This is a genomic window from Burkholderia sp. 572 (assembly GCF_040545135.1).
In the GTDB taxonomy this organism is placed as follows: Bacteria; Pseudomonadota; Gammaproteobacteria; order Burkholderiales; family Burkholderiaceae; genus Burkholderia; species Burkholderia cepacia.
The window spans coordinates 122403-135003 of the sequence record NZ_JBEPLH010000014.1; the positions used below are offsets into that span (position 1 = coordinate 122403).

The 12601-nt window shown below is 68.3% G+C and carries 13 protein-coding genes; 3 read left to right on the forward strand and 10 right to left on the reverse strand.

The window, feature by feature from the left end; translation table 11 throughout:
• Positions 1-17 precede the first annotated feature (17 nt).
• The gene (locus tag ABIC51_RS25870) at positions 18-1337 is read right to left on the reverse strand and encodes an MFS transporter (protein ID WP_027792147.1); all 1320 of its coding nucleotides are present in this window, start codon (positions 1335-1337) and stop codon (positions 18-20) included.
• Positions 1338-1397: 60 nt separating this feature from the next.
• A complete protein-coding gene (gene rbsK, locus ABIC51_RS25875) occupies positions 1398-2324 on the reverse strand; it encodes a ribokinase (protein WP_060085848.1) in 927 nt (308 codons plus the stop codon).
• 241 nt (positions 2325-2565) lie between these two features.
• On the opposite strand from rbsK, the gene ABIC51_RS25880 reads away from it, so the two are divergent.
• Positions 2566-3651: a LacI family DNA-binding transcriptional regulator gene (locus ABIC51_RS25880; protein WP_146252973.1), complete on the forward strand. Its 1086-nt coding sequence runs from the start codon at positions 2566-2568 to the stop codon at positions 3649-3651.
• A gap of 37 nt (positions 3652-3688) precedes the next feature.
• Here ABIC51_RS25880 and ABIC51_RS25885 read toward each other — a convergent pair whose 3' ends face one another.
• The 3 genes from ABIC51_RS25885 to ABIC51_RS25895 form a co-directional block, all read right to left on the reverse strand.
• Entirely contained in the window at positions 3689-4693 is a 1005-nt protein-coding gene (locus tag ABIC51_RS25885) for a lysozyme inhibitor LprI family protein (protein ID WP_027792150.1), read from the reverse strand.
• 422 nt (positions 4694-5115) lie between these two features.
• Entirely contained in the window at positions 5116-6237 is a 1122-nt protein-coding gene (locus tag ABIC51_RS25890; protein WP_196486122.1) for a Fic family protein, read from the reverse strand.
• Positions 6238-6331: 94 nt separating this feature from the next.
• On the reverse strand, positions 6332-7249 hold the full coding sequence (locus ABIC51_RS25895; RefSeq protein WP_021160675.1) for a LysR family transcriptional regulator: 918 nt from the start codon (positions 7247-7249) through the stop codon (positions 6332-6334).
• A 128-nt stretch (positions 7250-7377) separates the two neighbouring features.
• Here ABIC51_RS25895 and ABIC51_RS25900 point away from each other — a divergent pair, with 128 nt between their 5' ends.
• Both ABIC51_RS25900 and wrbA read left to right on the forward strand, forming a co-directional pair.
• On the forward strand, positions 7378-8103 hold the full coding sequence (locus ABIC51_RS25900; RefSeq protein ID WP_059693649.1) for a pirin family protein: 726 nt from the start codon (positions 7378-7380) through the stop codon (positions 8101-8103).
• 61 nt (positions 8104-8164) lie between these two features.
• A complete protein-coding gene (gene wrbA / locus ABIC51_RS25905; RefSeq protein ID WP_027792153.1) occupies positions 8165-8767 on the forward strand; it encodes an NAD(P)H:quinone oxidoreductase in 603 nt (200 codons plus the stop codon).
• 84 nt (positions 8768-8851) lie between these two features.
• On the opposite strand, the gene ABIC51_RS25910 is transcribed toward wrbA, so the two are convergent.
• The 5 genes from ABIC51_RS25910 to ABIC51_RS25930 all read right to left on the reverse strand — a co-directional run bounded on the left by ABIC51_RS25910 (position 8852) and on the right by ABIC51_RS25930 (position 12406).
• On the reverse strand, positions 8852-9157 hold the full coding sequence (locus ABIC51_RS25910; protein WP_027792154.1) for a hypothetical protein: 306 nt from the start codon (positions 9155-9157) through the stop codon (positions 8852-8854).
• Between the two features lie 230 nt (positions 9158-9387).
• Positions 9388-10122 (reverse strand): LrgB family protein, encoded by a 735-nt coding sequence (locus ABIC51_RS25915; RefSeq protein ID WP_048028849.1) that lies wholly within the window; start codon positions 10120-10122, stop codon positions 9388-9390.
• On the reverse strand, positions 10119-10490 hold the full coding sequence (locus tag ABIC51_RS25920; protein ID WP_027792156.1) for a CidA/LrgA family protein: 372 nt from the start codon (positions 10488-10490) through the stop codon (positions 10119-10121). The genes ABIC51_RS25915 and ABIC51_RS25920 overlap by 4 nt, the downstream gene beginning before the upstream one ends.
• A gap of 397 nt (positions 10491-10887) precedes the next feature.
• Positions 10888-11922 carry an alpha/beta hydrolase gene (locus tag ABIC51_RS25925; protein ID WP_354006692.1) on the reverse strand — a complete coding sequence of 345 codons (1035 nt, stop codon included), beginning with the start codon at positions 11920-11922 and terminating at the stop codon, positions 10888-10890.
• Between the two features lie 58 nt (positions 11923-11980).
• The gene (locus ABIC51_RS25930; protein WP_027792158.1) at positions 11981-12406 is read right to left on the reverse strand and encodes an organic hydroperoxide resistance protein; all 426 of its coding nucleotides are present in this window, start codon (positions 12404-12406) and stop codon (positions 11981-11983) included.
• Positions 12407-12601 lie beyond the last annotated feature (195 nt).

Here is a 12601-nt window from a genome sequence, read left to right on the forward strand (position 1 = left end):
GAATGCGGGGGGTAGGCTCACGCGGGCAACGGCCCGGGCGCGGCGTTCGCGGCCTGCTCGGGAATCGGCTTGCGCACCAGCAGCAGATAGGCGATCGCACCCGCGAACGCGATCGCCGCGGCGGTCAGCAGCGCCGGCACGAACGACCATTTCTGCGCAATGATGCCCGTCAGGATCGGCGCAAGCGCACCGCCGACGAAGCCGCCGAAATTCTGGATCGCGCCGAGCGACGCGACGCGGCTCGGCGGCGCGGCCGCCGTCGCGAGCGCCCACGAGCAGGCCGACGCCGCGTTCGCGAGAAAGATCACGACCGAGATGCAGGCGAGCGCCACCGTGTTGCTCTGCACGAGCGCGGCCGGGATCGTGAAGACGACCATCCCGAGCATCGCGACCACCACCGCATTGCGCCGGCTCACGACCGGCGAGCGGCTGCGGCGCGTGATCAGGTCCGACACCCAGCCGGCCACCAGCGAGCCGACGAACCCGCACAGGAACGGCACCGACGCGGCGAAGCCCGTCCGGATCAGGCTCATGTGGCGTTCCATCGTCAGGTAGCCCGGCAGCCAGGTCAGGTAGACCCAGTTCAGGTACACGGATCCGAAGTAACCGATCAGCATCCCCCAGGTCGTGCCGTGCGAGAACAGGCTGCGCCATTCGACGAACGTCAGTTTCGGTGTCGCGGCCACGCTTTGCGCGTCGGCATCGAGGTAGTTGCGCTCGGCGGCGGACAGTTGCGCGCGCACCGGATCGCGATACAGCGCGAACCAGACGACGGCGACGACGAGGCCGAGCGCCCCCGTCGCGATGAACGCCCAGCGCCAGTGGAACGACGCGACGAGGATCGACAGCAGCAACGGCGCGAGCGCGGTGCCGAGCGGCGACGCGGCGTTGAAGATCCCGGTCGGCGTGCCGCGCGCGCGCAGCGGAAACCAGTTGCTCACCACCCGCGCGGCCGACGGGAATTGCGGCGCCTCGCCGATGCCGAGCACGATGCGCGCGACGATGAACCAGCCGAAAGTCGACACGATGCCGCCCGCCGCCTGCGCGAACGACCAGACGATCAACCCGACGCCGAGCAGCCGGCGCGGCCCGATGCGGTCGACGAGCCCGCCGACCGGAAACTGGCACAGCGCATAGCTCCACGAGAAGGCCGACAGCAGCAGCCCCATCTGCGCGAGCGACAAGCCGAGATCGCCGCGGATCGCCGCGCTCGCGACGGCCAGCGTGCCGCGATCGAGGTAGTTGACGATGCCGCTCGCCATCAACAGCGCGAGCGCGATGCGTTGCCCGCGCCGGATACGCGGCGGTGCGGGCGGGACGGTCGGGGTTTCGTTCATTGCGGTTGTCTCCATGTCACTGGTATCGGCCGGTTCCGGCCTGTCCGTCTGATGCGGCATTCAGGGTTCGAGGCGCGCCACTTCCTCGCGCGTCGGAATCGAGGTCTGCGCGCCGTGGCGCGTCACGCTGATCGCGGCGGCGCGCTGGCCGAAGCCGATCGCGTCGTCCATCGACGCGCCGCCCGCGCGGGCGGCCGCGAATCCGCCGACGAACGTGTCGCCGGCCGCGGTCGTATCGACGGCGGCCACCGTCATCGCCCGCAAGCGGCCGTTACCGGCGCCGCCGCGCCAGCAGACGCCGCGCGCGCCGAGCGTCACCAGCACGTTGCCGACGCCCTTCGCGCACAGCGCATCGGCGGCGCGCACGGCCGATGCGTCATCGCCGACGGCGATGCCGGTCAGCGACTCGGCTTCGGTTTCGTTGACGACGAGGTAGTCGACCCGTGCCAGCAGCGCGTCGAACAGCGGCTGCGCGGGCGCGGGGTTGAGCAGCACCGGCGTGTGGTGCGCGGATGCACAGGCGATGGCGCGCGCGACGGCGGCAACCGGCACTTCGAGCTGGCACACGAGCAGCGCGGCCTCGGCGATCGCATCGCGCGCCGCGTCGATCCGGTCGGCGTCGAGGCGCGCATTCGCGCCGGGCACGACGACGATGCTGTTCGCGCCGCCCGCGCCGACCGTGATCGTGGCCACCCCGGTCGCCGTGCCGCCGATCCGGCCCAGGTGCGTCACGTCGATGCGTTCGGCCGCCAGCGCATCGTGCAGGCGCGCACCGAACGCGTCGTCGCCGACGCAGCCGATCATCGCAACCGACGCGCCCAGCCGCGCGGCCGCGACCGCCTGGTTCGCCCCCTTGCCGCCATGAACGGTCTGGAAATCCGTGCCGAGCAGCGTCTCGCCCGGCACCGGCAGGCGCGGCGCGCGCGTCACGAGGTCGATGTTCACGCTGCCGACGACGGCGATGCGCGGTGAAAGGATATCGCTCATTTTGCAATGTAACCGCTTACATTCGCGGCGGACAAAATGGCCGAATCGGCCGTCGTCGATGAAAATCTCACGATATGGATAGAATATGTGTCTGACATAATGCGGAAACACGCCAAGATAGCGCTTACATTCTCACAGGGTCGAGCGGGAATGCAAGCGGCGCCACCACGAATCGAGGGTAAACAATGACGCATTTGACAACGCGGGGCGCCGTCACTGCCGCCCCGCCGGGAGCCGGCCGATGAGCACGCCTCCGTCCCGTGCCGGCGCGCCCCGGGCGCGCCGCGGCAGCGGCCGCTCGGTGCTCGGCGATGTCGCGAAGCTGGCCGGCGTATCGACCGCGACCGTCTCGCGTGTGTACAACGATCCCGGCAAGGTGTCGGCCGACGTGCAGCAGCGCGTGCGCGACGCGGCGCGCGCGCTGAACTGGATTCCGAATGCGGCGGGCCGCGCGCTCGCGTCCACACGCACCCACATCACGGGCGCGATCATTCCGACACTCGACGACCAGGTGTTCGCGTCGCAGGTCGCGGGCATGCAGACGGTCATGGCCGAGCACGGCATCACGCTGTTCCTCGGCTGCTCGAATTACGATCCCGCGCAGGCGCTGGCCCAGGTGCGCGCGATGCTGTCGCGCGGCGTGGAGGCCGTGTCGCTGGTCGGCGAAGCGTATCCGCCGGAACTGTTCGAACTCCTTGCGATGCACCGCGTGCCGTACGTCGTCACTTATGCGTATCGCGACGACAGCCCGCACTGCTGCATCGGCTTCGACAACCGCGCGGCATTCGCGCGGCTCACCACCCACCTGCTCGATCTCGGCCATCGCGATTTCGCGATCATCATGCAGCCGTCGGCCGACAACGACCGCGTGCAGGCCCGCCTGCGCGGCATTCACGACACGCTCGCCGCGCGCGGGCTCGCGGTGCGCCCCGTCCATCAGCACGAGGGCGCGGCCACGATCGCCTTCGGGCGGGCGAGCCTGCGCGCGATCGCGAACAGCGATGCGGCGACGCGGCCGACAGCCGTGATCTGCGGGAACGACGCGCTCGCGCTGGGCGCGCTGCTCGAGGCGCAGGCGCTCGGCATCGACGTGCCCGCGCAATTGTCGATCACCGGGTTCGACGACGTCGCGCTCGCGCGCGAAATCCAGCCGCCGCTGACGACGATGTGGGTCGACACCGACGCGATCGGGCGCCAGGCCGCACAGGCCTTGCTCGATGCGCTCGAGAACGGCGCGACGGGGCCCGGTCATGCCGTCCTGCCCGAATTGCGTACGCGGGGATCGGCTGCGCCACCTGCGCACGCGCCCGCTGCGGGAAAGAAATGAAGCCGTGGCGGGCGGCTTCGGCTGCCCGGCCCGCTCGTCACTGCATCACGTCGACCGGCAGTGTCTTGTCGAGATTGTCGTGCCACGCCTGGATCGTCTTCGGCACGGTTTTCTTCCACGCGGGCACGTTCGAGTAATAGCGCATCCTGACGTTGCTCTGCGCGTCGAACACGAGCAGCCCGATCCACAGATCGTTGCCGCGGCGCATCACGATCGCGGCGTTCGTCGTCGCGATGCCGCGCACCCAGTACGACGTCACGTGCGCGTTCAGCCCGTCGAGATCCCTTGCTTCGGCGCCGTAATTGACGATGTCGACGAGCGTCTGGTAATCGGCACCGAGCAGCTTGTGCGCGGTCGCGTTCTGCTGCGCATTCGCGAGCACATCCAGGCTCACGAGATCCGCCGGCGGCTTCGCCTGCATCTGCGACGCCGTCACATAATCGCCCGAGTAGACGACGCCCGCACCGGCGCCGCATTCGCCGTCGGCGCCGTGCTGCGCGACCTGAACGCGTGCACCCTTGAGGCTGAAGTCGAGACGGCATTGATCGTGACTGAACGTGCCACTATTGCCGTGCAGTTCGATATCGCCACCAAGTTCGCCGGTATTCGCGCCGTTGTTGCCGCTCAGCTCGAAATGCAAACGTGGCGCCGTGCCGGTGAACGTCAGCACACCACCGAACGACGGATTACCACTGTCGAGATACCACGTCTGCTGCCAGCGATCGGCGGCCAGCGGCCTGCCGTTCAGGCTCGCGAGCCGTTCGCGGTAGCGGTCGCCGAGGCACAATTCGTCGGCGCCGCACCGGTCGCGCTGCTTGAGCCACTTCAGCTGCGCCGCCTTCAGCGCGGCCGTGTCGCCGCCTTTCGCGAGCGCCTGCTTCCACGCCGCCGCGAGGTCGCCGTCGAGCTTCGACAGCGCGGCATCCGCGCAGATCGTCTTCTCGGTTGACGAAGCGGCCTTCGCGCAGTCGAAGCCGGCCGCGTGCGCGGCGGCCGGCAACAGCGTCAGCAGCACGGCCGCCGCGACGGATCGCACGCGCATGTGCAATGCGCCGTCGGCGGAAATCGCGGTTTTCCCGCGAGCATTCGATCGGTTCTGGAGGATCATCGGCTTGGATCGTCGCTGGATCGCGCGCCTGTAGAAGCTACCTGCACGCGGTATTCGAGGTAAAAACGCCCGGCCCGGCATGGGGCGCATGCCGTTGCTCGCCGAAGCCTAACCCGAATGCGCGACGCCGATCAATCGACGTTCGATGTCGGCGCAACCGTCGCGGCGGCCTCGCCGCATTGCACGATGCCGCTCGCAATGCGGCTTCCATGGCGGCATCGACTGAAATGATCGATGCGCACGCAACGATCAGTCGAGCCCGCGGCTCGCGCGGCCCCCTTGCACAGGCCGCACAGCGTGATCGCGTTGTGGCGCCTGCCGGCCTTCCGGATCTGCGGGCCGACGCAATACGGCGGTCAGCCGTCGAACGGCACCAGCTCGTAACTCGTGCTCCGGCCGCCGGACGACGAGCGTTGCAGCACGCCGCGCTCGACGAGTTCAGTGATGTCACGCAGCGCCGTATCCTGCGAGCACTTCGCGAGCGCCGCCCACTTGGTGCTCGTCAACTTCCCCTCGAAGCCGTCGAGCAGGCGATTCATGACCTTGGCCTGACGCTCGTTCATCGCGACGCCGGCACATCGTTGCCAGAAGCGCGCCTTGACCAGAACGGCATCGAGCGTCGCATGCGCGTGATCGATGGCCCGGCCGAGCGCGGTCAGGAACCACGCGAGCCATTCCGTGACATCGAGCGAACCGCGCTGCGTACGCTCCAGCACGTCGTAATACGCGTTGCGCTCGCGCTGGATTTGCGCCGACAGGCTATAGAAGCGTTGCGGACTGCGGTCGGCACGCGCCAGGACCAGATCCCCGAGCGCACGTGCAATGCGGCCGTTGCCGTCGTCGAACGGATGGAGCGTGACGAACCACAGGTGGGCCAGGCCGGCCCGGATCAGCAGGGGCTCGACCGGCGCGGCATTGAGCCAGGCGAGAAAGCGCCCGGTTTCGTCGGCGAGGCGCGCGGCGGGTGGCGCCTCGAAATGCACGCGCTGCCGGCCGATCGGCCCCGACACGACCTGCATCGGCCCGGTCGCATCCGTGCGCCAGCCACCGACCGTGATCCGCGACATCCCCGAGTAGCCGGTCGGGAACAGTGCCGCATGCCACCCGAACAGACGGGCTTCGGTGACCGGCGCCGCCGCATGGGTGGTCGCGTCCAGCACCATGTCGACGACGCCCTCGACGTGGCGGTCGACCGGCGCCAGCGCGCCGATATCGACCCCGAGCCGACGCGCGATCGACGACCGCACCGATGCCACGTTCAGGCTTTCGCCCTCGATCGCGCTGGTCTTGACGACGTCCTCCGTCAGCGCGGCCAGGCTGGCCTCGTCGCGCAGCGCCAGGCCGACGTCCGCCAGCCGCCCGGCCAGCATGCCTTGCGCACGGCTGACGTCGGCGAGTGGCGTTGCCAGTGCAGGCAGGTCGAAGCGCCATGCGGGCCAGTCGGCCGACGCCCAGATGAAGGTGTAATCTCCGCTCATGATGCGGAGATTATCCCACCAATTCACCGCACGGTTCAATATTCTCCGCAAATCCTGCGGAGAATAAGGCCTCCATTCCCCGCAAACCGGCCCGCTACCGCGCCCGACCCGCCCCGCCCTTCGCCGCGGGCGCAGCCTCCCCGAGCCGTTCCGCGAGAAACCCGATGAACGTGCGCAGCGTGACGAATCCCTCCCGATGCTGCGGGAACACGGCGTTGAGCGTGATCGGCGACGGCGCATACGCGTCGAGCACCGGCACGAGCGCGCCGCTGTCGAGCGCCGCGCCGACAATGAAGTGCGGCAGCAGCGCGATGCCGAGCCCCGCGATCGCCGCGTCGCGCACCACTTCACCGTTGTTCGCGACGAGCGGCCCCTGCACGTCGAACGTGCGCGCCGCGCCGTCGACGCGGAATTCCCAGCCGATGCGCCGCTCGCGCCCGTACAGCAGGCACGTGTGGCCGGCGAGATCCGCCGGCGTCTGCGGCGTGCCCTGCCGCTTCAGATAGGCGGGGCTCGCGCACGCGACCATCCGCCACGCGCCGAGCGGGCGGGCGATCAACGTCGAATCCTCGAGCGAGCCGATCCGCAGCACGAGATCGAAGCCCTCGCCGATCAGGTCGACGCGCCGGTCGGTCAGGTCGAGGTTCAGCCGCACGGCCGGGTGCGCGGACAGGAATTCGGCGATCAGCGGCGACACATGCGTGATCCCGAACGACAGCGGCGCGCTGATTTTCAGCGACCCGTGCAACTCGGTGCTGCGCACCGACATCGCCTGCTCGGCGTCGGCGATTTCCGCGAGGATCCGCTGCGCGCGCGCATAGAACTCCTGCCCCGATTCGGTCACCGCGAGGTTGCGCGTGTTCCGGTGCAACAGCCGCACGCCGAGCGACGCCTCCAGCGCCATCGTGCGCCGGCTGACGAACTGCTTGGACAGCATCAGTTGATCGGCCGCCGCCGTGAAGCTGCCCGCATCGACCGTCGCGACGAAGATCCTCAGGTCGTTGATTTCCATATTGTCCACTCCATAGCGACAGTCATTATCTCTACAGCCATTTATTTGTCAAATCGATTGACCTAAGATTCACCTCAACGAACGGCCGGTCCCACTTCCGAGGTCCGGCGTCTTGAGGAACAAAAATCATGATCGAAATCCGTGCAGCAAACCAACGTGGCCGTGCGGAGCATGGCTGGCTCAGCTCCCGTCATTCGTTTTCGTTCGCGAATTACTACGATCCGAAGCAAGTCGGCTTCTCCGACCTGCTGGTGATCAATGACGACCGCGTCGCGCCGGGCCGCGGCTTCGGCACGCACCCGCACCGCGACATGGAGATCCTGTCGTACGTGCTCGACGGCGCGCTGGAACACAAGGACTCGATGGGCACCGGCTCGGTGATCGTGCCGGGCGACGTGCAGCTGATGAGCGCGGGCACGGGCGTGCGCCACAGCGAGTTCAACCACTCGCCGGAACTGCCGGTCCACTTCCTGCAGATCTGGGTGGGGCCGGCCGAGAAGGGTGCCGAGCCGCGCTATCAGCAGACGAATGTCACGGCAGACGACAAGCGCGGCAAGCTCGCCCTCGTCGTATCGCCGGACGGCGACGCCGGTTCGCTGAAGATCCGGCAGGACACGCGGATTTACGCGGGCTTGTTCGACGGCGCCGAACGCGCGACGCTGGAACTGGCGCCGGACCGCTTTGCGTACGTGCACGTGGCACGCGGCAGCGTGTCGGTCAACGGCGTGACGCTCGGCGAAGGCGACGGCGTGCGCATCCGCGACGAACGGACGCTGACGTTCGCCGACGGGAAGGATGCCGAAGTGCTGGTGTTCGACCTGCGTCCGGTCGAAGTAACGGCCGAGTGGGCATAAAGCCCGTTCGGGAAACCGGGCCCCGCTGAACGCGGGGCCCTTTTAATCGGAGATTCGCAACATGGCCAAGGTACTCGTTCTTTATTACTCGTCCTACGGGCACGTCGAAACGATGGCGCAGCACATCGCGGAAGGCGCGAAATCGGTGCCCGGCGTCGAGGTCACGCTCAAGCGCGTGCCGGAAACGATTCCCGTCGACCAGGCCCGGGCGATCGGCGTGAAGGTCGACCAGGCTGCGCCGGTCGCGACCGTGGACGAACTCCCCGGCTACGATGCGATCATCTTCGGCACGCCGACCCGTTTCGGCAACATGGCCGGCCAGATGCGCACGTTCCTCGACCAGACCGGCGGCCTGTGGATGAAGGGCGCGCTCGTCGGCAAGATCGGCAGCGTGTTCGCGTCGACCGGCACGCAGCACGGCGGCCAGGAAACGACGATCACGTCGTTCCACACGACGCTCCTGCACCACGGGATGGTGATCGTGGGCGTGCCGTATGCGTGCAGCGGCCTCGTCAACATGAACGAAATCACCGGCGGCACGCCGTACGGCGCCACCACGCTCGCGGGCGCGGACGGCAGCCGCCAGCCGAGCGCGAACGAGCTCGACATCGCGCGCTATCAAGGCAAGCACGTCGCGGAACTCGCAAGCAAGCTCGCGTCGTAACAGGCCGCCTTCGCGGCCCCGCACACGCGCACACGGCGCCGGTCGACCCGGCGCCGCGTGCGCTGTGCCCAGGCCCGGCCGTTGTTACTGGCCCGACGCCGGAGCGGCGGGCGCCGCCTTCGTCGCGGGCGCCTTCTGCGCGGCGTTCTGCGGGTAGTTGCTCTGGTCGTTGGTCAGCCGGTAGCCGCTGCCCGTGCCGATCGCCTTCAGGTCCGACGCGTGACGCGCCCGGGCGGCCTTGCGGGCCGCCTTCTTCTGCGCCTTGTCGATCTGCTTCTGCGTCGGCGCGGACGCCGGATCCTGCGCGTATGCCGCCGGCGCGGCTGCCAACAGCAGACCGAACGACGCCGTTACCGCCACTGCCACCGAAACCACGCGAGACTTCTTCATGGCCGGACCTCCTTGTCGATTGTTGATTGTGGATAGAACACCGGCGCGCACACGACCGCTTGCGACAACGGCGCCGATGCAACGTTAGCCGAACAGTATGTACTTGTCCTTGTGCGTTCCTGAATTCTCCCGATAACGGCAACGATACGTGGGCACCGCGTACGCCGTCGTTCCGGCGCGTCGCCCGCGCCATCAGGGAAACCGATAACCCGGCCTGGCCCGTCCGGCGCTCAGATCCAGCGCGACAGCACCGGCAGCAGGACCGGCACGACGAAGGCGGTGAGCACGCCGTTCAATCCCATCCCGAGCCCGGCGAACGCGCCAGCCTCCTCGCTGACCTGGAACGCGCGCGCGGTGCCGATCCCGTGCGACGCGACGCCGAGCGCGAACCCGCGCACGGCCGGTTCGTCGACGCGCAGGGCGTTGAGGATCCCGCGCGCGCACACGGCCCCGAAGATCCCGGTCGAGATCACGAGCACGGCGGTGAGCGACGGAATCCCGCCGATTTCCGCCGCGACGGCCATCGCGATCGGCGTCGTCGCCGATTTCGGCGCGAGCGACGCGATCGTCTGGTGCGACGCCCCGAACAATGCCGCGATGCCGACCGCCGACACGATCGCGGTCAGCGAGCCCGCGAGCAGGCCGACCAGCAGCGGCACCGCGGCGCGGCGCAGCTTCGACCACTGGCGGTACAGCGGCAGCGCGAGCGCGACGGTCGCGGGGCCGAGCAGGAAGTGGACGAACTGCGCGCCTTCGAAATACGTCGGGTACGGCGTGTGCGTGATCGTCAGCAGCACGACGATCAGCGCAACCGCGATCAGCACCGGGTTCGCGAGCGGGTTGAAGCGCGCCCGCGCATAGACGGCCTGCGCGAACAGATACGCGATCAGCGTGATGGTCAGGCCCAGCAGCGGGCTCGCGGCGAGATAGACCCAGATCGCGCCGAGTTTCGGGAAGGCCGTCATTGCGTGCCCTCCACCGCATCGCCCGCGCGCCGCTGGCGCCGCAGCAGTGCACGCGTGACGAGCGCCGTCACGGCGATCGCGAGCGTGGTGCTGACGGCCAGCGCGACGACGACCGCGAGCGCATCGCCGCGCACGCGGTCGGCCGACACCATGATGCCGACGCCGGCCGGCACGAACAGCAGCGACAGGTGGCGCAACAGCTCGAGCGCGGTCGGCTCGATCGTGTCGGCCACCTGCGGGCGCAGCATCACGAAGCCGAACAGCAGCAGCATGCCGATCACGGGGCCCGGCACCGGCAGGCCGAACAGGTAAGACACGCCTTCCCCGAGACACTGGAAGGTCAGCAAGACCGCGAACGCCTGCAGCATGAAACGCTTCTCCCGAACGGGGCCGCGCTGTCGTACGGCCGCGCGACCGATGGCCGGCGGCTTGCGGCGCCGGCGTGGACGATACGCGCGATCGTACCAACAATGCCCGCGGCGCGGGGCCTAGCGGGCGCCGGGGCCAACGATGCGGGTGGTCGCGGGCACGCCGTGAAGCACCACGCGAAGCCGACGATGCGGCGCGATTCGCGACGGAGCTCGTGCTGCCGAACCGGGACGAAAAATCGCGGGCGATCGGGGCGTGCGGGGCGTGCGGGTTGCAGGCCGACACGTTCGCCCGGTTCACGCGCCGCAAGCAACAAAGGCGGGCATGCGCCCGCCTCGTCGTCATGCGCACTCGCGCTGCCCCGCCTCACGGGCAGCGCGAGTGCGAACCCGTCGCTTACTTCAGTCGCGTCGCGAGTTCATTCGCCATCGCCTTCGTCGCGGCCTTCGTCGGCGCGTCGCCGGCCAGCGCGTTCAGCAAACCGAAATCATGGATCGTGCCGTCGTAGCGCGTGGTCGTCGCATCGACGCCGGCCGCGTCGAGCTTGCGGCCGTACGCTTCGCCCTCGTCACGCAGCACGTCGAACTGCGCGACCTGGATCAGCGCGGGCGGCAGGCCCTTCAACTGCGCGGTGCTTGCGCGCAGCGGCGACGCGTAGATCTCGTTGCGTTGCGCTTCGTTCTTCGTATAGGCATCCCAGAACCACTTCATCATCGGCCGCGTCAGGAAGTGCCCTTGCTGATACGCGTTGTACGAACCCGTGTTGAAGTTGTGGTCCGTGACCGGCCACATCAGCCCCTGGAAGCGGATCGCGGGGCCCCCCTTGTCCTTCGCCATCAGCGCCACCACGGCCGCCATGTTCCCGCCGACGCTGTTGCCGACCACCGCGAGGCGGCTGCCGTCGACGCCGATCTCCGCGCCGTGCGCGGCCACCCACTTCGCCGCCGCATACGCCTGGTTGATCGCGACCGGGTAATGCGCTTCCGGCGACGGCGTGTAGTTCACGAACACCGCGACGGCCCCCGATTGCACGACGAGATCGCGGACGAGGCGTTCATGCGTCGGAAAATCGCCGAGCACCCAGCCGCCGCCGTGGATGAACACGAACACCGGCAGCGTGCCCGTCGCACCTTGCGGGCGAACGATCGTGACCGGTACGGACAGGCCGTCCTGTTCGATCGTGCGGTTCGACACGTCGATCCCCGACAGGTCGACCTTCGTGCCGTTCTGCGCGTCGACCAGCACCTGGCGCGCCTTCGCGGGGCTCAGCGTTTCGAGGCCCGGGCCCTTCTGGCCGTTCAGCGCGGCGAGGAAAGTGCTCGTCGTCGCATCGGGGCGGACGGTATCGGCACCGGCGGCGAATGCGGTGGTCGAGGCGGACAGTACTGCGGCGACGGCGGCAGCGATCAGCAGCGGCTTGACGATCTTCATGATGGTGTTCCTTGGCTTCAGGCGGTAAATGACGATGGATGATTCGCAGTGCGACCGATCAGGCAAGCGTGAGCGTGACGTCGATGTTGCCGCGCGTCGCGTTCGAATACGGGCACACGAGGTGCGCACGGTCGATCAGCGTTTGCGCGATGTCGCGATCGAGGCCCGGCAGCGAGATCGTCAGTTCGACTTCGATGCCGAAGCCGTTCGGGATCGCGCCGATGCCGACGCTGCCTTCGATGGAAGCGTCCGTGGGCATCGCGATCTTGTCGCGGGCCGCGACGAACTTCATCGCGCCGATGAAGCACGCGCTGTAGCCGGCGGCGAACAGTTGCTCGGGGTTCGCGCCTGCGCCGCCCGCGCCGCCGAGCTCGCGCGGCGTGGTCAGTTTCAGGTCGAGGTTGCTCTCGGGCACCGTGGCACGGCCGTCACGGCCGCCGGTGGCTTTTGCATGGGCGCGGTACAGCACTTTTTCGATCGACATGACAGACTCCTTTTCAGCAAATGAATGAAACAGCCTTCGAACCGGGGATCGCGTGCCGACAGCCTTGCTGCCCGCATCGCGCCTGTTTATCTACTCATAGATAGATAAACATCCCCAAAAATGCAGATGGCCGAGCCATCTGCGCCAGAACTCTATCTACCCATAGATAGACAGTGAGATTCAATAAAAAGGCGG